At 72.6% G+C, this 20,262-nt stretch carries 21 protein-coding genes; 10 read left to right on the forward strand and 11 right to left on the reverse strand.

Going from position 1 to position 20,262, the window contains the following annotated elements; translation table 11 throughout:
- Position 1 precedes the first annotated feature (1 nt).
- The 7 genes from ribD to ICW72_RS05420 are packed head-to-tail and all read left to right on the forward strand — an operon-like array spanning position 2 to position 5,941.
- Complete coding sequence (gene ribD, locus ICW72_RS05390) at positions 2 to 1,108, forward strand: bifunctional diaminohydroxyphosphoribosylaminopyrimidine deaminase/5-amino-6-(5-phosphoribosylamino)uracil reductase RibD (RefSeq protein WP_269749840.1); 1,107 nt, start codon at positions 2 to 4, stop codon at positions 1,106 to 1,108.
- Entirely contained in the window at positions 1,108 to 1,710 is a 603-nt protein-coding gene (locus ICW72_RS05395) for a riboflavin synthase (protein WP_191085283.1), read from the forward strand. The genes ribD and ICW72_RS05395 overlap by 1 nt, the downstream gene beginning before the upstream one ends.
- Positions 1,707 to 2,834 (forward strand): 3,4-dihydroxy-2-butanone-4-phosphate synthase, encoded by a 1,128-nt coding sequence (ribB, locus tag ICW72_RS05400; RefSeq protein ID WP_184383422.1) that lies wholly within the window; start codon positions 1,707 to 1,709, stop codon positions 2,832 to 2,834. Before ICW72_RS05395 ends, ribB begins: the two co-directional genes overlap by 4 nt.
- A complete protein-coding gene (gene ribH / locus ICW72_RS05405; protein WP_191085284.1) occupies positions 2,831 to 3,325 on the forward strand; it encodes a 6,7-dimethyl-8-ribityllumazine synthase in 495 nt (164 codons plus the stop codon). The genes ribB and ribH overlap by 4 nt, the downstream gene beginning before the upstream one ends.
- Entirely contained in the window at positions 3,322 to 3,816 is a 495-nt protein-coding gene (gene nusB, locus ICW72_RS05410; protein ID WP_223880846.1) for a transcription antitermination factor NusB, read from the forward strand. Before ribH ends, nusB begins: the two co-directional genes overlap by 4 nt.
- Positions 3,813 to 4,754, forward strand: coding sequence for a thiamine-phosphate kinase (gene thiL / locus ICW72_RS05415; protein ID WP_191085285.1), 942 nt, complete (start codon positions 3,813 to 3,815; stop codon positions 4,752 to 4,754). Before nusB ends, thiL begins: the two co-directional genes overlap by 4 nt.
- The gene (locus ICW72_RS05420; protein WP_223880847.1) at positions 4,751 to 5,941 is read left to right on the forward strand and encodes an MFS transporter; all 1,191 of its coding nucleotides are present in this window, start codon (positions 4,751 to 4,753) and stop codon (positions 5,939 to 5,941) included. The genes thiL and ICW72_RS05420 overlap by 4 nt, the downstream gene beginning before the upstream one ends.
- A 4-nt stretch (positions 5,942 to 5,945) precedes the next feature.
- Here ICW72_RS05420 and ada read toward each other — a convergent pair whose 3' ends face one another.
- From ada to secB, 10 genes are all read right to left on the reverse strand, one after another.
- Positions 5,946 to 7,007 (reverse strand): bifunctional DNA-binding transcriptional regulator/O6-methylguanine-DNA methyltransferase Ada, encoded by a 1,062-nt coding sequence (gene ada, locus ICW72_RS05425; protein ID WP_191085286.1) that lies wholly within the window; start codon positions 7,005 to 7,007, stop codon positions 5,946 to 5,948.
- A 120-nt stretch (positions 7,008 to 7,127) separates the two neighbouring features.
- On the reverse strand, positions 7,128 to 8,783 hold the full coding sequence (locus ICW72_RS05430; protein WP_191085287.1) for an EAL domain-containing protein: 1,656 nt from the start codon (positions 8,781 to 8,783) through the stop codon (positions 7,128 to 7,130).
- A gap of 47 nt (positions 8,784 to 8,830) precedes the next feature.
- Positions 8,831 to 9,361, reverse strand: a complete 531-nt coding sequence (locus ICW72_RS05435) for a carboxymuconolactone decarboxylase family protein (RefSeq protein ID WP_191085288.1) — start codon at positions 9,359 to 9,361, stop codon at positions 8,831 to 8,833.
- A gap of 158 nt (positions 9,362 to 9,519) precedes the next feature.
- A complete protein-coding gene (locus tag ICW72_RS05440) occupies positions 9,520 to 10,095 on the reverse strand; it encodes a peroxiredoxin (RefSeq protein ID WP_191085289.1) in 576 nt (191 codons plus the stop codon).
- Positions 10,096 to 10,233: 138 nt separating this feature from the next.
- Positions 10,234 to 11,391: a DegT/DnrJ/EryC1/StrS family aminotransferase gene (locus tag ICW72_RS05445; RefSeq protein WP_191085290.1), complete on the reverse strand. Its 1,158-nt coding sequence runs from the start codon at positions 11,389 to 11,391 to the stop codon at positions 10,234 to 10,236.
- A gap of 102 nt (positions 11,392 to 11,493) precedes the next feature.
- On the reverse strand, positions 11,494 to 13,431 hold the full coding sequence (locus tag ICW72_RS05450) for a polysaccharide biosynthesis protein (protein ID WP_191085291.1): 1,938 nt from the start codon (positions 13,429 to 13,431) through the stop codon (positions 11,494 to 11,496).
- Between the two features lie 23 nt (positions 13,432 to 13,454).
- Positions 13,455 to 14,561 (reverse strand): glycosyltransferase, encoded by a 1,107-nt coding sequence (locus ICW72_RS05455; RefSeq protein WP_191085292.1) that lies wholly within the window; start codon positions 14,559 to 14,561, stop codon positions 13,455 to 13,457.
- Positions 14,558 to 15,763 (reverse strand): glycosyltransferase family 4 protein, encoded by a 1,206-nt coding sequence (locus tag ICW72_RS05460; RefSeq protein WP_191085293.1) that lies wholly within the window; start codon positions 15,761 to 15,763, stop codon positions 14,558 to 14,560. Before ICW72_RS05460 ends, ICW72_RS05455 begins: the two co-directional genes overlap by 4 nt.
- A gap of 5 nt (positions 15,764 to 15,768) precedes the next feature.
- Positions 15,769 to 16,950 (reverse strand): DegT/DnrJ/EryC1/StrS family aminotransferase, encoded by a 1,182-nt coding sequence (locus ICW72_RS05465; RefSeq protein WP_223880848.1) that lies wholly within the window; start codon positions 16,948 to 16,950, stop codon positions 15,769 to 15,771.
- A 340-nt stretch (positions 16,951 to 17,290) separates the two neighbouring features.
- The gene (gene secB, locus ICW72_RS05470; protein ID WP_191085295.1) at positions 17,291 to 17,791 is read right to left on the reverse strand and encodes a protein-export chaperone SecB; all 501 of its coding nucleotides are present in this window, start codon (positions 17,789 to 17,791) and stop codon (positions 17,291 to 17,293) included.
- Positions 17,792 to 17,955: 164 nt separating this feature from the next.
- On the opposite strand from secB, the gene ICW72_RS05475 reads away from it, so the two are divergent.
- Complete coding sequence (locus ICW72_RS05475) at positions 17,956 to 18,555, forward strand: DUF2889 domain-containing protein (RefSeq protein ID WP_191085296.1); 600 nt, start codon at positions 17,956 to 17,958, stop codon at positions 18,553 to 18,555.
- Between the two features lie 55 nt (positions 18,556 to 18,610).
- Here ICW72_RS05475 and ICW72_RS05480 read toward each other — a convergent pair whose 3' ends face one another.
- Entirely contained in the window at positions 18,611 to 18,886 is a 276-nt protein-coding gene (locus ICW72_RS05480) for a BolA family protein (RefSeq protein ID WP_191085297.1), read from the reverse strand.
- Positions 18,887 to 18,949: 63 nt separating this feature from the next.
- Between ICW72_RS05480 and ICW72_RS05485 the strand changes: the two genes are divergently transcribed.
- Positions 18,950 to 19,534: a J domain-containing protein gene (locus tag ICW72_RS05485; protein WP_191085298.1), complete on the forward strand. Its 585-nt coding sequence runs from the start codon at positions 18,950 to 18,952 to the stop codon at positions 19,532 to 19,534.
- A complete protein-coding gene (locus ICW72_RS05490) occupies positions 19,534 to 20,235 on the forward strand; it encodes a DUF2459 domain-containing protein (protein WP_191085299.1) in 702 nt (233 codons plus the stop codon). The genes ICW72_RS05485 and ICW72_RS05490 overlap by 1 nt, the downstream gene beginning before the upstream one ends.
- Positions 20,236 to 20,262: the final 27 nt, after the last annotated feature.

Below are 20,262 nucleotides of genomic sequence, written 5' to 3' on the forward strand. Positions count from 1 at the left end.
CGTGGCGGCGGAGGACGAGGCCCATATGCGCGCCGCACTCCGGCTCGCGGCGCGGGGCCTTGGCAACACCTGGCCCAACCCGGCGGTCGGCTGCGTGCTGGTGCGTGACGGCCAGGTGGTGGGCCGCGGCTGGACCCAGCCCGGCGGCCGCCCCCATGCCGAGGTGGAGGCGCTGACCCGCGCCGGCGAGGCCGCCCGTGGCGCCACCGCCTATGTCACCCTCGAACCCTGCTCCCATTACGGCCGCACGCCGCCCTGCTGCGACGCGCTGATTCGCGCCGGCGTCTCGCGCGTGGTGGTCGCCATGCGCGACCCCGACGCCCGCGTGGATGGCCGCGGCTTCCGCCGCCTGCGCGAGGCCGGCATCGCGGTGGAGGAAGGCCTGTTCGGCGCCGAGGCCGCGCGGCTGAACGCGGGCTTCGTGAACCGCATCACCCAGGGCCGGCCGCTCGTCACGCTCAAGCTCGCCGCCACGCTGGACGGGCGCATCGCCACCGCCACCGGGGAAAGCCGCTGGATCACGGGCGCCGAGGCCCGCCGCGCCGTCCATGCCCTGCGGGCGCGCCATGACGCGGTGATGGTGGGCAGCGGCACCGTCATCGCCGATGACCCGGACCTGACCTGCCGCATCGCGGGGCTCGATCCCGTGCCCATGCTGCGCGTGGTGGCCGATGCGCGGCTGCGCACGCCCCCCGGCGCGCGCCTGGTGCGCGACGCCCCCGCCCACCCCACATGGCTGCTGACGGGTTCGGGCCATCGCCCTTCCGCGCTTTCGCCCTATATCCGCGCGGGCGTGCAGGTGATCAGCATCCGCCGCGCGCCGGGGGGCGGTTTGCAGCCGCGGGGCATGCTGGCCGCGCTCGGCACCCGGGGCGTCACGCGGGTGCTGGTGGAAGGCGGCGCGGGGCTGGCCGCCGGGCTGCTGGCCGCGGGGCTGGTGGACCGGCTGGTCTGGTTCCACGCTCCCGGCGTGATGGGGGCGGAGGGCTGGCCCAGCGCGGGCCCCTTGCACGTCGCGCCGCTGGCGCGCATGCCCCGTTTCCGGCGCGTGTCGGTGGCCGCGGTGGGCGAGGATGTGATGACCGAGTTCGAAAAGGAGCCTGGCTGATGTTCACGGGGATCGTCACGGCGCTGGGCAGCCTGCGCGAGGTGCAGCCCATCGGCGGCGGGCACGACATGCGCCTGGTCATCGGCGTGGAGCCGGACTTCCTGGCCGGCGCGGTGGTGGGCTGTTCCATCGCCTGCTCCGGCGCCTGTCTCACGGCGGTGGACCTCTATGCCGACAGCTTCTCCGCCAATGCCAGCGCCGAGACGCTGTCCAAGACCACGCTCGGCGCCTGGAAGCCCGGGCGGCGCATCAATCTGGAGCGGTCCCTCAAGCTCGGCGACGAGCTGGGCGGGCACCTCATGTCCGGCCATGTGGACGGGGTGGGCGAGGTGCTCTCCGCCACGCCGGAGAACGCCTCGGTGCGCTGGCGCTTCCGCGCGCCGGCCCATGTGGCCCCGCATATCGCGGTGAAGGGCAGCATCGCCATTGATGGCGTCTCCCTGACGGTCAATGAGGTTGACGGGCTGGAATTCGGGGTGAACATCATCCCCCACACCGCCGCCGTGACCAGCTTCGGCACGCTGCAGCCCGGCGACGCGGTGAACCTCGAAATCGACACGCTGGCGCGCTACGTGGCCCGCCTGATGGAGTTCCGCGCGTGAGCGTCCAGACCACCACCACCAGCCTGCATGAATTCATCACCCCCACCGAGGAGCTGCTCGAGGAGGCGCGGCGCGGCCGCATGTTCATCCTGGTGGATGACGAGGACCGCGAGAATGAGGGTGACCTCGTCATCCCCGCCCAGTTCGCGACCCCCGACGCCATCAACTTCATGGCCCGCCACGCGCGCGGGCTGATCTGCCTCGCCATGACGCGGCAGCGGGTGGAGCAGCTTGGGCTGCCGCTGATGGCGCAGTCCAATGGCACGCGGCACCAGACGGCCTTCACCGTCTCCATCGAGGCGCGCGACGGCGTGACCACCGGCATCAGCGCCGCCGACCGCGCGCGCACCGTCGCCGTCGCCATCAACCCGGAACTGGGGCGCGAGCACATCGTAACCCCGGGCCATGTCTTCCCGCTCGTGGCGCGCGAGGGCGGCACGCTGGTCCGCGCCGGCCACACCGAGGCGGCCGTGGACTTCGCGCGGCTGGCGGGCCTCAACCCCTCGGGCGTGATCTGCGAGATCATGAACGATGACGGCACCATGGCCCGCCTGCCGGACCTGGTGGCCTTCGCGCAGCACCATGGCCTGAAGCTCGGCACCATCGCGGACCTGATCGCCCATCGCCGCCGCACCGAGCGCATGGCCAAGCGCGTGGAGGAGGGCACCATCCGCAACGCCATCGGCGGCGAATGGAAGCTCTATGTCTATGAATCCGGCCTGGAGCGGGGCGAGCACATCGCCCTGGTGAAGGGCGACATCACCGGGCCGGAGCCGGTCCTGGCCCGGATGCACGCGGGCAACCTGCTGAACGACATGGTGGTGGGGCGCTCGATCTTCGAGCTGCACGCGGCCATGGAGGCCATCGCGGCCGAGGGGCGCGGCGTGGTCGTCATCCTGCGCGACTGGCGGCGCGACGGGCTGTCCAGCCAGCTCCGCGCCGAGCGCCTGCCCTCGGGCCAGCCCATGCTGCGCGACTATGGCATCGGCGCGCAGATCCTGGCCGATCTGGGCGTCACCGACATCATCCGCCTGTCCAACCACCCGCGCCCGCTGGTGGGGCTGGAGGGCTGGGGGCTGCGCGTGGTCGAGACGCGGCCGCTCGCCGGGGAAAAACAGCGATGAGCACCGCCGACGCCCCCGCCCGCGAGACCATTCGCCTCGACGGCCCCGCCCCCCGCCTGCTGCTGATCCAGGCGCCCTACTACGCCGAGATCGTGGGCGGCATGCGCGCCGGCGTGGAGCGCGTGGCCGCCGAGGCCGGCGCGACCCTGGAGGTGGTGGACGTGGCCGGCGCCTATGAACTGCCCGCCACCCTCCGCATGGCGCTGAACGCCGCGCCCAACCCCGCCCCCCGCTGGGACGCCTATGTGCTGCTGGGCTGCGTCATCCGCGGCGAGACGGACCATTACGACCACATCTGCCGCGAGGCGATGTCGGGCGTGATGCAGATCTCCGCCGAAACCGGGGCCGCCATCGGCTGCGGCCTGCTGACCGTCCACACCGAGGCCCAGGCCATCGCCCGCTCGCGCGACGACCACCACAACAAGGGCGCCGAGGCCGCGCAGGCCGCGCTCATGCAGCTGGGCCTGCGGCGCCGCTGGGGGCTCGCGTGAAGGCGCGCCCGCCGCAGAATCCCGCCCGCCCCCGCACGGGCGCGCGCGTGGCCGCCGTCCAGGCGCTGTTCCAGGCCGAGCAATCGGGCGAGAGCGTGGAGACGGTGCTGGACCAGTTCGTCCGCCACCGCCTGGGCTCCATCCCCGGCCAGGAGGGTTTCGAGGATGGCCGCGTCGAGGCCGCCGATGTCTCGCTCTTCGCCCGCGTGCTGCGCGGCGCCGCCACCAACCCCGATGACCTCGACCAGGTCATCACCCAGCACCTGGCCCAGGGCTGGGCGCTGAACCGCCTTGACCCCGTGCTGCGCGCCATCCTGCGCGCCGCCGGGGGCGAGATGCGCGACATGGGCGGCCCGCCCGCCCGCGTCGTCATCAAGGAGTACATGGACATTGCCCATGGCTTCTTCGGCGGCGAGGAACCCCGCTTCTGCAACGGCGTGCTGGACGCCATGGCCCGCAGCTTCCGGGCGGAGGAGTTCGCGCGGCAGTGAGCCTGCCCCCGGAGTTCTCCCTCATCGGCCGTCACTTCCGGCCGCTGGCGGGGGAAGGGGCGCTGGACCTCGCCGATGACGCGGCGCTGCTGACCCCGCCCGCGGGCCAGGAACTGGTGCTGGCCGCCGATGCCATGGTGGCCGGCGTGCATTTCCTGCCCGATGACCCGGCTGAGACCATCGGGCGCAAGCTGCTGCGCGTGAACCTCTCAGACCTCGCGGCCATGGGCGCGGACCCGCTGGGCTACCTCATGACGGTGGCCCTGCCCCGCGGCACGCAAGATGACTGGGTGGCGGGCTTCGCCGCCGGGCTGCTGGAGGATCAGCGGGAATTCGGGCTTTCCGTGCTGGGGGGCGACACCGTGTCCACGCCCGGGCCGCTCACCCTGTCGCTGACCATCCTCGGCACCGTCCCGCGCGGACAGGCGCTGCGGCGGGAGGGCGCGCTTGCGGGCGATGACCTCTGGGTCAGCGGGCGCATCGGGGATGGCTGGCTCGGCCTGCGCGCGGCGCGGGGCGAGCGTCCGGACCCCGATGGCGCCCTGGCCCGCCGCTACCGCCTGCCGGAGCCGCGCCTCGCCCTGGGGCGCGCGCTGCGGGGCCTGGCCCATGCCGCCATGGATGTCTCGGACGGGCTGTTGCAGGACCTCTCCCACCTCTGCCGCGCGGGGGGCCTGGCGGCCGAGGTCGAGGCCGCCCGCGTGCCCGTCTCCGACCCCATGGCCCCCATCGCCGCCCTGGTGACGGGCGGCGACGACTACGAGCTCCTCTTCGCCGCCGCCCCGCAGGACCGCGCCCGCATCGAGGCCGCGGCCGCCGCAGCCCGCACGCCCGTCATGCGCCTGGGTCGCTTCACCCAAGGCGAACCCCGTGTGACGCTGCGCGACGCGGACGGGGCCGACATCACGCCCGCGACCCTGGGCTGGAGCCATCTGTGAGCGACATCGAAGACCGCGCCATGAAGGCCACCGTGTGGCGGCTCTTCTTCTGCCAGGCGCTGATGAACGCCACCATGATCGGCCAGGTGGCGATGGGCGCGCTCATCGGCCATTCCCTCTCGGGCGACGCCGCGCTCGCCACCCTGCCCATGGCCGTGCAGATGACGGCGGTGATGGCCATTTCCATCCCGGCCTCCTTCGTCTTCAGCCGTTATGGCCGCCGCACGGGCTTCTTCCTGGGTGCGGTGCTGTCCATCCTGGGCTCCGTCACCTTCGCCACCGGGCTGCTGGTGCAGGATTTCGTGGTCTATTGCGCGGGCGCGGTCTTCGCGGGCGCGGGCTTCGGCATCGCCCAGCATTACCGCTTCGCCGCCGCCGAGGCCGCCACCCCCGCCTATCGCCCCCGCGCCATCGCGCTGGTCATGGCCGGGCCCGTGCTGTCCGCGATCTTCGGCCCCGAGATCGTGAAGCACACCAACCAGCTCTTCCTGCCCTACATGTTCCTGGGCACCTACATGGTCATGGCGCTGCTGCCGCTCGCCTGCATGGTGCTTCTGGCGGGGCTGCGCCTGCCGCCGCCGCCGCCCAAGCCCAAGGTGGCGACCCCGGTGGGCGAGATCATCCGCCGCCCCGCCTTCGTGGCCGCCGCCGTGGCGGGGCTGGTGGCCTATGGCACCATGAACCTCGCCATGACGGCCACGCCGCTGGAGATGATGCTCTGCGGCTTCACGGTCAGCGCGTCGGCCACCGTCATCCAGGCGCATGCGGTGGCGATGTTCGCGCCGGGCTTCGTCACCGGCCACCTCATCGCCCGCTTCGGCGTGATGCGCATCATCACCACCGGTGCGGGGCTGACGGCCGCCAGCGTGGCCGTAGCACTCACGGGGCAGAGCTTCTGGCATTTCTCCACCGGCCTCGCCCTGCTGGGCGTGGGGTGGAACTTCATGTTCGTGGGCGCCACCACCCTGCTCGCCACCAGCTACGCGCCCGAGGAGAGGGTGCGGGCCCAGGCCGCCAATGACTTCATCGTCTTCGGCACCGTGGCCTGCACGGCCTTCCTTTCGGGCTTCCTCCATGCCCGGTTCGGCTGGTCCATCCTGAACCTGACCTTGCTGCCGCCGCTGGTGGCGGCGCTGGCGCTGCTGGCCTGGCAGAGGGCGCGGGCGGCGAAGGTGGCGGCGGCCTGAGGATTCACCGCTCCGGCGTTGCCGCCCCCTCCCCCGCCAGCAGCCGCTTCTTCGCCGCCAACCCCCAGCGATAGCCCGTCAGGTTCCCATCCTTCGCCACCACCCGGTGGCAGGGAATGATCGGCGCCAGCGGGTTCTGCGCGCAGGCCCGGGCCACGGCGCGCGTGGCCGCCGGCGCGCCCATCTCGGCCGCCAGCCCCGCATAGCTGCGCGTCTCGCCAGAGGGGATGGCCTGCAACGCCTCCCACACCCGCCGCTGGAAGGCGGTGCCGCGGATGTCCAATGGAAGGTGCAGCGCCGCCGCGGGTTCGCGCAGATGCGCCGCGATGGCGGCCACCGTCTCCGCCAGTGCAGGGTCTTCTTGCAAGGTCGCGTGGGGGAAGCGGCGGCGCAAATCGCCCTCCAGCGCCTCGAAGGGTTCCGCGAAGCCGATGAAGCAGACGCCGCGCGCGGTCGCGCCCACCAGCAGCGGCCCCATGACCGACTCCGCGCGGGCGATGGAGATCACCTCCCCCCGCGCGCCCCGGCGCGCCGCACCCGGCGTCATGCCCAGCGCGGGCCGCCCGTAGACGCGGCTTTCGCTGCCGAACCCCGCCTCGGCCACCGCATCGGCCACCCTGGCACCCCCGGCCAAGGCCGCCTGCAAGCGCCGCCCGCGCACGGATTCGGCGAAGGAACGCGGCGTGACGCCCGTCACCTCGCGGAACATCCGCAGGAAATGGTGGCGGGCATAGCCGGCGCGGGCGGCCAGCGCCTCCAGACTCGGGATGGTCTCGGACGCCTCGATCAGCGCGCAGGCGGCGGCGACCGCGTCGCGGTGCAAGGCGGCGCGGTCCCCCTTGGGGTCGCAGCGCTTGCAGGCGCGGAAGCCCGCGGCCTCGGCGGTGGCGACGCAGGCGAAGAAGCGGGTGTTGCGCCGCAAGGGCGGCCGCGCCGGGCAGCCCGGCCGGCAAAAGACGCCCTGGGTGGTGACGGCGTAAAGGAAATCCCCGCAGGCGGGCGCGGCGTCCCGCCCCAGCACCGCCTGCCAGCGGAGATCGTCGAGGTTGGGGGCAATGCTGTCCATGGCGGCGAGTGTGGCGCGAGGTGCCCCCCTCGCGCCATCCGCGCGTTGCCCCGTTACGGGCGCCGCTGCACGAAGGCGGCTGATTCACGGCTTCGGCAGAACCCCGAAGCCGATCAGACGCTAGAGCGGCCCCGCCTTCCCGAACAGCCAGCCCTGGCCGAACTTCACGCCCAGCTCCCGCATCAGGGCGGCGCATTCCTCGGTCTCGATATGCTCGGCCACCACGGCGGCACCCACGGCCTGGGAGAGGTCCACCATGGCCTGCACGAAGCTGCGGTCCCGCTCACTGGTCAGGGCGGCGACGACATAGCTGCCATCCACCTTCACGTAATCCACCGGGAAGGCACGCAAATAGCGGAAGGAGGCCGCGCCCGCGCCGAAATCATCGAGGCAGACCCGCACCCCCCGCTCCCGCAGCTCGGACAGGGTGAGGGCGGCGCTGGCCTGGTTCTCGATCTCGGCGCTCTCGGTCAGCTCCACCATCAGCCGGGCGGCGGCGCGGCGGTCGCGGTCCACCAGGGCCAGCAGCCGCGCGCGGAAGGTCTTGGACTGCGCCGACAGGCCGGAGATGTTGAAGGCCAGATGCCGCCCCGCCGGCAGCGCGGGAATGGAGGCGATGGCGAGCGAGGCCACGGCCAGATCCAGCTCCTCCGTCAGCCCCACCGTCTCGGCCAGGGTGATGAAGTCCTGCGGGCCCTCGCCGGGCTTCAGCACCTCGGGGTGGGGGCGCAGCAGGGCCTCGTAATGGTGGATCTGGCGGGTGGCGAGGGCCGCGATGGGCTGGAATTCCAGCCGGAAGCGGCGTTCGGCCACCGCGAGGCGCAAGGCCCCCGCCCGCGCCGCGATGCGCGAGACGATGCCCTCCAGCCCGTTCTCGAAGCCGGCCTCCTTCAGCCCCTCCGCCCCCAGCCGCGCGAAGACCGACAGCCCGTGCCGCAGCGCGCGCGCGGCCTGGATGGGCGAGAGCGCGCCGGGCGCCAGGTCAATTTGCGCGGCAAGGTTCACCGAGACCTCCGCCTGGTCGCCCAGCACCGCCTCGACCGCGCGGGCGATGGCGGCGAGATCGGGCGTGGCGTCGGGTTCCTGCAACACCCCGTAGCGGCCCGGGGCCAGGCGCGCGACCAGGGCGCCGCCCGTCTCCCGCGTCAGGATGTTGCGGAGCGATTCCATTTCCGGAAGGCGCGCGCGGATGGGGTGGTCCGGGCCCGCCCCCGGCGCGGTGGGGTCATGGCAGAAGGACAGCCCGCCCCCCCGGCCGGAGGCGAGCATCCCGCGCAGCGCGTCCGCCTCGGCCTCCGGCACGCCCGCCACCTCGATGAGGGCGAGGCGCGCCCTCTCCCCCTCCCGCAGGCGTTGCTCGGCCGCGCGGGTCAACAGGCTGGGGCTGGTCTTGGTGGCGGCATGCGCGCTGCCCTGGGGCAGCGGCGCGAAGGTCAGGCAGAAGCGGGAGGTGCCGCAGGCATGGGGCATGGAGAGGCCCGCCACGGCGAAGGGCGTGCGCTCGCCATCATTGAGCGCATAGGCGCTGGGTGGCAGGCGGCCGCGGGTGGGCAGCAGCGCCATGGCGGCGGCGAAGGCGTCACGGTCCTCGGGGGCGAGGATTTCGCTGGGCAGGCGCCCCACCAGGCTTTCGGGTTCGCGCCCCAGGCGCTGGCGAAAGGCGCCGGCGGCGAAGACGACCCGGCCATCCGCCCCCACCTCCACCAGAAGCTCGGCGGCGGCGAAGGCGAAGGCGATGAAACGCTCTCGGTCGGCCTGGTGGCGCGGTAAGTCCATGCGCGCATCAGGCGCATGGCGCGGTTAATGGGAGGTGAAGTCCTGTCTCAGGCGGCGAGCGCGGCCTCGGCGTCCAGCGTGGCGGCGGTGGCATGGACCACCGCGGCGATGCGGACGGCGGCCTGGACCTGCTCCTTGCTCACGCCGTGCTGAAGCAGGATTTTCTCGTGGCTTTCCATGCACATGCCGCAGCCATTGATGGCCGAGACGGCGAGCGACCACAGCTCGAAATCCATCTTCTCCACGCCGGGCTTGGCCATGATGTTCATCCGCAGCTTGGCCGGCATGGTCGCATAGTCGCCATGCACCAGATGCGTGAAGCGGTAGTAGATGTTGTTCATGCCCATGATGGAGGCCGCGGCCTTGGCGGCGTTCAGCGCCTCGGCCGAAAGCTGCGGGCCGAACTCCGCCACGATGTGCTTCGAGACCATGGCGTTGCGGCTGGCGAGTGCGGAGACGATGAAGCAGCCCGCGCGCTGCTGCTGGGTGAGCGAGGGCTCGGTGGAGAGCGAACCGAGGTTCAGCTTCTGGTCCTTGGCGTATTCGGGCAGGGCATTGCGCAGCGCTTCCAGCGACATGGCGGGCTCCAACAACAGATGGCAAGGGGAACACACCAACCTTTCGGCCGCGCAGGCGGCCGAAAGCGGGGGGTCTAAGGGGGGCTGGATGCCCCCCCTTTCGCCGGCGGCGGTAGGGTTGGTGTGGCGGCTACCGCTGCCGGCGACAGACGCGGCCTTCAGGCCGCCTTTTCGAACAGTTCCTGCGGCTTCAGGGCCTCTTCGCCCTTCGTCCAGTTGCAGGGGCACAGCTCGTCGGTCTGCAGCGCGTCGAGCACGCGCAGCGTCTCCTGCGGGTTGCGGCCCACATTCAGCCCGTTCACCGTCACATGCTGGATGGTGTTGTCGGGGTCCACGATGAAGGTCACGCGCAGGGGCACGCCGGCCTCCTTGTCCAGCACGCCGAGCGCGGTGGACAGCTCGCGCTTCACATCCGCCAGCATGGGGAAGGGCAGCGTCTTGATGTCCTCGTTGTAGACGCGCCAGTTCAGGTGCACGAACTCGCTGTCGGTGGACACGCCATAGACCACGGCGTCACGGTCGGCGAACTCGGTGTTGAGCTTGCCGAAGGCCGCGATCTCGGTCGGGCAGATGAAGGTGAAGTCCTTCGGCCAGAAGAAGACGATCTTCCACTTGCCGGGATTGCTGTCGGAGGTGATCTCCTCGAAGGACTTGCCGGGGCCGCCCAGGCCCTCGGGGCCACCCTTGACGGCGGTGAGCTTGAAGGCGGGGAACTTGTCGCCAACGGTCAGCATGCGGCTTCTCCTGTGGTGCCGCGCGGGGCGCGGCGCCGGTTCAGATGCGCCGGTTCGTTCCGGCTGCGCGCTCACATATCGCAACGCAGCATGATTTGGCCAATGAAGAGTTTTCAACGGCCTGATCGAGATTCCCGATCAAAGCCCCGCGCTGACGGCGGCGCAGACGCGCTCCACCTCCGCCTCGGTCAGGTAGGGGTGCATGGGCAGGGAGAGCACCTGGTCGCACAGGCCTTCACTGACGGGCAGAGCGGGCGGCGTGCCCGCGAAACCCGCCGCATGGGCGGCCTGATAGGCCGGCTGGTGGTGCAGGGGCTTGGGATAATACACGCCGAAGGGAATGCCCTGGCCCTTCAGCGACGCCTGCACCCGCGCCCGTTCGGCCGCATCGGCGCAGCGGATGGTGTAGAGGCCCCAGGCGCTCTCGCAGCCCGCCGGCTGGGCCTGGAGCGCCACCTGGCCGGTCAGCCGCTCGGCATACCAGCCGGCCACGCGGGCGCGGGCGGCGATTTCGCCGGGGAAGAGCGTCATCTTGCACAGCAGGATCGCGGCCTGGAGCGTGTCCAGCCGGCCGTTCATGCCGGTCCGCAGCACCTCGTAGCGCGACCCGCCCTCGCCATGGGTGCGCAGCGAACGATACAGCTCCGCCCGCTCGGCGCTGTTGGTCAGCAACGCGCCGCCATCGCCGTAGCAGCCCAGCGTCTTGGTCGGATAGAAGCTCAGCGCCGTCGCCTCCGCATGGCCCCCCAGCGGGCTGCCATGCAGCCGGGCGCCGAAGGCCTGGGCCGCGTCGTCCAGGGTGAACATGCCATGCCGCGCGCAAAGCCCGCGGATGGCGGGCCAGTCCGCCGGCAGGCCGAAGAGGTCCACGCCCACCACGGCGCGGGGGCGCAGGCGGCCCTCGCGCGCCACCTGCTCCACGCGGGAAGCGAGGTCCGCCATGTCCATGTTGAAGGTCTCGCGGTCCACATCCACGAAGATGGGGGTGGCGCCCAGCACCAGCGGCACCTCGGCCGTGGCGGTGTAGGTGAAGGCGGGCAGGAAGACCGCGTCGCCCCGGCCGATTCCCTCGGCCATCATGGCGATCTGCAAGGCATCCGTGCCGGAGGAGACGCCGACGGCGTGCGCCACCCCCGCGAAGGCGGCGAGCTGGGCTTCCAGCTCCGCCACCTCGGGCCCATTGATGAAGCGGCCGGAGGAAAGGACGGAGGCGATGCGCGCATCCAGCGCCTCGCGGATCAGCGCCTGCTGCGCCTGCATGTCGAAGAGGGCGATGGGCTTTGGCATGACGTTCATGATGGCCTCGTCCAACGCCGCGCGGGAAGGATCAAGCCCCCTCCCCCCCTTGGGGCGGTCCCGTTTCATGTCCCCATGTGACAAAGCATGGCCCGGGCGGCTTCAGCCCGCCGCACTGCCGCTTTGGCCAGGGTTCGCCTCATGCTCGAATTCCGGCACCAGCCGCGAGAGCTGCGCGAGGGCGAGCCGCGCCTGCCCCGCCCGCGCCGTGGCCGCGATCTCCTCCAGCGCGCGGCCGACCAGCGCCGGATCGGCCGTGCGGGGCGTCGCCACCAGCAGGCCCGGGAAGGCGGTGGGGCGCGGCGGCTCCTGCCCGTGGAACATCTCCTCGAACAGCTTCTCGCCAGGGCGCAGGCCGGTGAAGCGGATTTCCACATCCTCGTCCGGGCGCAGGCCGGCCAGGCGGATCATGCGCCGGGCCAGGTCCACGATCTTCACGGGGTTGCCCATGTCGAGCACGAAGATGCCGCCATCGCGCAATTCGGGCGGCGCGTCCTCGCGGTCGGTGGCCCCCACCACCGCGGCCTGGAGCACGAGGCCCACCGCCTCGCGCACCGTCATGAAATAGCGGCGCATGTCGGGGTGGGTCACGGTCAGCGGCCCGCCGCGTTCGAGCTGCCGGCGGAACAGCGGCACCACGCTGCCCGTGCTGCCCAGCACATTGCCGAAGCGCACGGTGATGCAGCGCATCTGGCCCTCCCCGGCCCGCGCCTGCTTGTCCAGCGCCTGGCAGAACATCTCGGCCAGGCGCTTGGTGGCGCCCATCACGCTGGTCGGGTTCACCGCCTTGTCGGTCGAGATGAACACCATCAGCCCGCAGCCCACGGCGCGCGCGGCCTCGGCCACCACGCGGGTGCCATGGGCGTTGGTCAGCATGCCCTCCAGCGGGTCGTTCTCGACCATCGGCACATGCTTGAGCGCGGCGGCGTGGAACAGCAATTCGGGCCGCGCCTCCTCCATGATGCGGCGCAGGCGCGCCTCGTCGCGGATATCGGCCAGGATGGCGCGGCGGGGCACGCCCGGATGGCGCTCGCTCAGTTCGAGGTTGATCTCATAAAGCGCGTATTCCCCGTGATCGAGCAGCGTCAGCATGGCGGGACCAAGGGCCGCCACCTGCCGCGCCAGCTCGCCGCCGATGGTGCCCCCGGCACCCGTGATCAGCACGCGCCGCCCCTGCACGAGGCGCGCCATCCCCTCGCGGTCCAGCGGCACCTGGGGGCGGTCGAGCAATTCCTCGATGGAGACGGGGCGGAGGTCCATGCGCGGCCCTTCGCCCGAGGACCGCGCGGCATGGCTCAGCGCCGTGGGCAGGGGGGCGGCACGCACCGGGATGCCGTGGCGGTCGGCGGCGTCGAGCAGCGTCTCCAGCGCGGGCCCGCGCGTCTCGGGCGCGGCCAGCACCAGCAGGGCGGGCAGGCGGCCCTCGGCGCGCAGCCGGTCCAGCACCGCCTCCACCTCCTCGATCGCGCCCAGGATGGGCTGGCCGTGCAGGCGCCTTCCCGTCTGGCGCGTGCGGCGCGTCAGCACGCCCAGCACGCGGTAGCTGGGGCGCTTCTCCCGCGCCAGGGCATGGATGAAGATGTCCACCTGGTCGGCCGAGCCCGCCACCAGGATGGGCGGCAGCCCCTGCTGCTCCCACACGCGGCGCAGCGCCTGCAGCCGGCTGACCAGCCGCGGCACCCCCAACAGGCCGGCCAGCACCATGGCATGCAGCACCGGAAAAGCGGGGTTGGCGGGCCGCCAGGCCCCCAGGGCCGCGGTCACCAGCCAGAAGAACAGCGCGGCCATGAGTGAGGCGGCCATCACCGCCAGCAGGTCGCGCAGCCCGGCGAAGCGCCAATACTGGTTGTGCAGGCCGAAGGCCCAGGCCGGAAGCAGCACCGTCAGCGCCGCCAGGGTGAAGCCCATGCCCCACCAACCGGAGCCGGGCGGCCAGCTGCCCGGCCCCGAGAGCCAGAGCGCCAGCGGAAGAGCCAGCACCGCGAGGGCCGCATCCAGCGCGAAGTTCAGCAGGACGCGGGCCGAGGCAAGCTTGTTCATGGCGCCCTCCTTAACTCAGAGGTTCAAGCGACTCCACCCAAGAGCACACGATACAACCCCACGAGGCGAGAGGCCTCCGCCGGCCAACCCCAGCGTGTGGACGCCGCCTCGCGCCCGGCCTCCCCCATCGCCGCTCGCCGGGCGGGGTCGGCCAGTTCGGCCACGGCGCCCGCGATGGCCTCGGGCCGCGTCACATCCACCAGCAGGCCGCAGCCGGTGTCCTCCACTATGGCGGCCACCGGCTCCGCGAAGCCGGGCGCGATGACGGGCAGGCCCAGCGCCATGCCGTCGAACAGCTTGTGCGGCAGGGCGAGGCGGTGATTTTCCTCCCCGGGCTGGAAGAGGATGAGGTTCACATCCGCCTCCACCGCCGCGCGCGCCAGCGCCGCCTCGGCCGGCATCCAGCCCGCCAGCGTGACGCGCGGCGTGAGGCCGAGCGCCTCCGCCCGCGCACGGAAGCCCTCCTCGCTGCCATCGGTGAAGCGGCCGATCACGAGCAGCCGCGTGTCGGGCGGGGCGAGCGCCAGCGCGTCCAGCATCTGCGGCCAGCCCCGCGCGACGCCGATGGCCCCCAGATGCAGCAGGGTCAGCGGCCCCGGCCCATGGCGGCGCGGCGCGATGCCCTCGGGCGCCAGGGCGTGATTGCGGACCTCCACGGCGCGGGGTGCCGCGGGGTAGTCGGCCGCCAGCCCCTCCTTGGCCAGCACCACCGCGTCGGAGCCGCGCGCCAGCCCGCCCAGCACGCGGCGCAGCACCGCCCGCGCCGGCGGGCGCAGGGGCGCGGGCAGGCGCGCATCGAGGCGCGAGGGGTAGTGCTCATGCACATCCAGCACCACCGGGCAGCCCAGCCGTGCGCCGGCCAGCCGCGCCACGGCCCAGGCATCGGGCTCGGAGGCATGGATGGCCCGCGGCCGCAGCGCCATGGCGCGCCGATAGAGCGCCGGCAGGCGGGCGAGCCGCCCGCGCCCGGCCACCGTCTCGATGGCCACGCCGGCCACCGGGGGCAGCGCGCCACCCGGCCCGGGGCAGAGATGCGTCACCTCCCACCCCGCCGCCGCCAGCGCCGCGCCCTCCTTGCGGACCACGCGCATGTCATCGGCCGGATGGGCGGCGGAGAGCATCAGGATCATGGCAGGCAGGCCTCCACCTCAGCCACGAAGCGCGCCGTCAGCAGGCGGCGGTCGAAGCGGCGCAGGGCCAGCGCCCGGGCGGCCTCGCCCATGGCGCGGCGGCGGGCGGGGTCGTCGGCCAGGCGCGTCAGGGCATCGGCCAGGCCCGCCGCGTCGCGCGGGCCCACCGTCTCGCCCGCGCCATGGGTGGCCAGCAGCTCGGCCGTCTCGCCGGGCAGGTTGGACAGCACGGGCAGGCCGGCCGCCAGCACGTCCACCAGCTTGTTGGGCGCCACATGCCCCGCGAATTCCGGCACGGGGGCAAGGCAGAGAAGCCCCACCTGCGCGCCCGCCAGCAGCCCGGCCACCTGGCACTTGGGCAGGGGGTCCAGGAAGGTGAGGTTGGGCAGGCCCGCCGCCTGCGCGACCAGGGCGGGCTTCGTGGCCCCCTCGCCCACCAGAACCAGCCGCACCCGCCGTTCACCCCGCGCGGCCAGCAGGCGCGCGGCCTCCAGCAGCAGGCCGAGCCCGTTGGCCGCCCCATGCGCCCCCGCATAGACGGCCAGGATCTCGTGGCTGCCCACCCCCTCAGGCCGCCAGGGCGCCACCTGCGGGCCGAAGAGGTCGAGATCGGCCCCCTGGGGAATGACCGCCACCTCCGCCGCACCGCGACCGCGGGCGATGGCCGCCATGCCCTCGCTCAGCGCCACCACGCGCCGCGCGCGGCGGCAGGCGGCATCGGCCAGGGCCCCCATCGCCGCCAGCACGGGCCGCGCGCGCAGGCCCAATGCGGCGGGCAGCTCGGGCCAGGGGTCGCGCATCTCGAACAGGAAGGGCGTGCCATGCCGCCGCCGCGCCTCCAGCGCCGGCAGCGCCACCGTGAGCGGCGTGGAGGAGGCGATCACCGCATCCCAGGGCTCCGCCGCCGCCAGCCGCGTGGCGCGCGCCGCATAGCGCAGGAAGGCCAGGCTGCGCGCGGCGAGGCCCATCGCGTTGCCGTAGGGGATGGCGAACTCCACCACGCGGATGCCGTCCACCCTCCCCTCCCGCCGTCCGCGCCGGAAGGGGGTGTCGAGGCCCGTCACCGCGCCCTCGAAGCGGCCGGTGGCCAGCGTCACCGCATGGCCCGCCCGCACCAGCGCCCGCGCCTGGGCATGGCTGCGCGTGGCCGTGCTGCCGGCGGGCGTGGAGAAATGCTGGTGCAGGTAGAGGAGGCGCGCCATCGGCCTCAGCCCCGCCGCGCCACCCCGAGGACCGCCTCGATGACGCGCCCCTGCTCGGCCGCGGTCAGCCCGCTGCCGGAGGGCAGGCAGAGCCCGTCCTCGAACAGCCCCGTCGCGAAGGCCCCGCCCGAGCGCGGCGCGTCGCGGAAGGCAGGCTGCAGGTGCATGGGCTTCCAGACCGGGCGGCTCTCGATGCCCTGGGCGGCCAGCGCCATGCGGATCAGCTCGCGGTCGGCGCCGAAGCGCTGCGGGTCCACCACCATGGCGGTGAGCCAGCGCGAGGACCGCGCCCAGCCCGGTTCCGGCATGAAGGTGATGCCGGGCAGATGGCCCAGCGCCTCCTGGTAGCGGCGGAAGATGGCGCGCCGCGCGGCGACCCGGCGCTCCAGCTCCGGCAGCTGGGCCAGGCCGATGGCGGCGGTGACGCTGCCCATGGCGTAGTTGTGGCCGGTCGTCTCGTGCTGGTAGTGCGCCGCGACCTCCCGCGCCTGGGTGGCCAGGTGCCGGGCGCGGGCCAGCAGGGCGGGGTCCCCCAGCAGGGCGCCGCCGCCGCCGGTGGTGATGATCTTGTTGCCGTTGAAGCTGACCACCGACAGATCGGCCCCCGCCCCGGCCGGCCTTCCGTGCTGGAGCCCGCCCATGGCGCAGGCGCTGTCCGACAGCACGGGCACGCCCCAGCGCGCGCAGGCGGCGCGGATGGCCGGCATGTCGGAGGGCTGGCCGAAGAGGTCCGCCGGCACCACCACCCGCGGCAGACGGCCCCGCCGCGCCGCGGCCGCGAGTTCGCGCCGCAGCCGCGCGGGGTCGAGCGTCCAGCTCTGCGGGCAGACGTCGAGGAAGCGCGGGGTGGCGCCCATCTGCACGGCTGGGGCGATGGTGGCGATGAAGGTGAGGGTGGTGGTCCAGACCTCGTCGCCGGGTGCGACGCCCAGCACGCGATAGGCCAGGTGCAGCGCCGCCGTGCCCGAGTTCAGCGCGATCGCCTCGGGCGCCTGCATGCTCTCGGCCACGGCCTGTTCGAAGGCCGCCAGGGTGGGGCCGGCGGGGGCGAGCCAGCCGCTGCGCAGGGCCTGCGCCACCTCGTCCAGCTCGTTGCCCGAGAGCTCGGGCGGCGAGAGGAGGATGGGTCGCGGCGCGATTCGGGCTTCGCGGGGGAAGGGAAGGATCGCGGCGGCGGACGGGGTCAATATTGAGTTAAGTTGCACTTTTTGTGACAACCTTGCATGAATAAATTTACCTAGAGCGAAACTCCACTTGCATGCAATCAGGGAAAGCATAAATTATTAGTTAATTGCGATGAAAGAAATTGACATCACGGCGACGCGACCCGCCGTCGCACCCATCGGATAGGTTGCACGAAGCCCCCCAAACACTCGTCCAACGGGATGATGGCCGAGGCTTTACCCCTCGACAAGCACTTATACGGAAAGAAAAAACCGGGCGGCGAAGGCCTGCCCGGTCGGGTTCGCCGGGCCTTGGCCCGGACGGCGGAGGGGTGGGGAACCGGGCGCGCGGCCCGGCGCCGGATCAGGCGTGGCCGACGGAAGGCGAGGCACCCGCCTGCTGCTGGCGCTTGGCGTGCAGAAGCTGCGCCACGTCAATGGGCGGCAGCATCAGCGTGGGGAAGCCGCCCTGGGCGCTGAGTTCGGACACCATCGTCCGCGCATAGGGATAGAGCAGCCGCGGGCAATCCACGTGCAGCACCTGGTCCGCGTGCTCGGCCGGCAGGTTCAGCGTGAAGACGCCGCAATAGGTGACCTCGACGATGTAGCACACCGCCTCCTGCGCGCGGGCCTCCACGCGCAGCATCAGCGCCACCTCGAAGACATTGGCGCCTTCCTGGAGCTGCTTCACCTCCAGGTCCGCATCCAGGTTCACCTGGGGCTGGCTGCGGAGCGTGGTGAAGATGGCGGGCGCGCCCGGCACCTCGAAGGAGATGTCCTTCGCATACTGGATCTCGACGATGAGCGGCGGCGGCGGGTTGCCGTTGGCGTCGCCATTCTGGGTGGGGTTGGGCTGGTCGGACATCGGGGGTGGCCCCTTCTCTGGCTCTGGAACAGGTGGGGCGCGCTACCACGCCCCCCGCCGGGCCGGAAGCCCGCAGGCCCTGGCGCGCCGCTTTGCGAGGCATCCCCCGCGCCGCTTTGCGGCGTCTTTCCCCGCGCCTTTGCGGCGACGCAGCATTCCGCCTATTGTCCGGACATGCCCCTCCCCGCCCCCGCCCCCGCAAGCTCGAACACCTGCGCGACATCTCGCTGCGCGGCTACCTGCGCGAGGATGGGCTGGTGGACGTGGAGGCGCACCTCACCGACACCAAGACCTACGGCTTCCCCTCCGAGCACCGCGGCCAGGTGAACCCGGGCGACCCCATCCATGGCATGTGGATCCGCCTGACGGTGAACGAGGACATGGTCATCACCGCCTGCGAGGCCGCCTCCGACCACACGCCCTTCGCCGTCTGCCCCGGCGCCACGCCCAATTTCGCGCGGCTGGCGGGGCTCTCCATCGGTCCGGGCTTCAACCGCGCGGTGAATGAGCGTGTGGGCGGCGTGGAGGGCTGCACCCATCTGCGCGAATTGCTGGCCCAGATGGCCACCGTCGCCTTCCAGACCATGTGGCCCATCCGCAGCCGCCGCCAGGCCGCCCAGCGCGCGGCCGAGGCGAAGGGCGCGCCCCGCAAGCGCCCCGCGCTGCTCGGCACCTGCCATGCCTATGCGCCGTCGAGCCCGGTCGTCCGGAAGAAATGGCCGGAATGGAGCGACCAGCCGCCTGAACCCGCGAAGGCCGAATAGCGCCTGATCCGCGGAGGCGGAATCGCCGGAGCGGTGAATCAGTCGCTCAGCAAGGCTAACCCACTTCCTCCGGCGCGCGCAGCGTCAGCGCCAGCGCGTGCAGCCCATTGGCGAATTCCGCCGCCAGCGTGGCGTGCACGGCGCGCGAACGGTTCACGCGTGACATGCCCGAGAAGATGGGGCTGACCAGCAGCACGCTGTAATGCGTCTCGCCCTCCGGCCGCGCGCCGGCATGGCCCGCATGCATGTGGCTGTCATCCACCACCTCCAGGTGAAGCGGCTGGAATTGCGCGTCAAGCGCGGTGCGGATGCGGGTGGCGCGATCGGACATGCCACGAAACTTGCCCAACGCCGCGATGTTGCCAAGCCCGCACCGCAAACCCATAACCGACCGATGGCCCGGCGCACGAGCTTCCAGCCCCAGACCGACCCGAAGGCCCCGCCCCGTGGCTGCGCCGCGCCCGGCTGCACCGAGGCCGGGGAATTCCGTGCGCCCAAGGATCGCCGCCTGAGCGAATATCTCTGGTTCTGCCTGGAGCATGTGCGCGAATACAACAAGGGCTGGGATTTCTACCGCGGCATGGGTCCCAACGACATCGAGCACGCCATCCGCTCCGACACCGGCTGGCAGCGTCCCACCTGGCCGCTGGGCCGCCTGGGCGCGCGGCTGGACCCCGATCGGGTCGCGGACCCGCTGGGCATCCTGCGCGACACCGCCCTGCACGAGAAGCGCCGCGTCGAGCCCAAGCGCGAGGCCCCGCCCGAGCTGCGCGCGGCCTTGGGCCTGCTGGAACTCTCCTGGCCGCTGGAGGCCGCCACGCTCAAGGCGCGCTACAAGGAACTCGCCAAGCGCTACCATCCGGACGCGAACGGCGGCGACCGCAGCGCCGAAGAACGACTGAAGGACATCAACCGCGCCTATTCCCTGCTGCGCCGCCGCGTGGGCACCCAGGCCGAGCCCGCGGCCGCGGCGGGCTGATGCCCAGCCGCCGCGCCGTCCTCGCCGCTTCCCTGCTGCCGGGCTGCGCCAGCCTGCACCAGCCGCAGGTCACCTCCTGCGCGCTCGATCCGGGCGGGCTGCCGGCCTGGGTGGTCGCCATCTCCTGGCACAGCGACGTGGCATTGCCGATGGAGGCGCTGCAGGGCCCCGTGCTGGGCGCGCTGGCCGCCCGCCTGCCGGACGCGCACACGGTCATGTTCGGCTTCGGCAAGCGCAGCTTCATCACCTCGCCCGAGCCCTCGCTGGGGGAATGGCTGCGCGGCCCCCTGCCCGGCCCCGCCGCCCTCCAGGTCACGCCGCTGCGCGCACCGCCCGGACAGGCGGTGCCGGGGCGCGACATCTCGGCCCTGCCCATGGCGCCCGCCACCCGCGCGCGCCTGGCGGCCTTCATCGCCGACGCCTTCGCGGGCCAGGCACCCATCCCCATCCGCGTGGACGCCCTGCCGCATCTTCTCTTCTTCGAGGCGCGCGAGACCTATACGCTGGAGAACAACTGCAACGCCTGGACGGCGCGGGCGCTGGCGAGTGCCGGCCTGCCCTTCAGCCCCACGGGCGTGACCTGGCCCGATGCGGTGATGCGCCAGGCGCGCGCGCTGGAACGGGCTTGCGGCCTCGCGCCGCATCACCATGCCTTGCTAGGCCCCTCGCCCCGGGGTGACGCCCGGGAACGACTGCCCTAACATCCCGAAACTCTCCCTTGCAGCGAA

The sequence above is a fragment of the Roseococcus microcysteis genome (assembly GCF_014764365.1).
Lineage (GTDB): Bacteria > Pseudomonadota > Alphaproteobacteria > Acetobacterales > Acetobacteraceae > Roseococcus > Roseococcus microcysteis.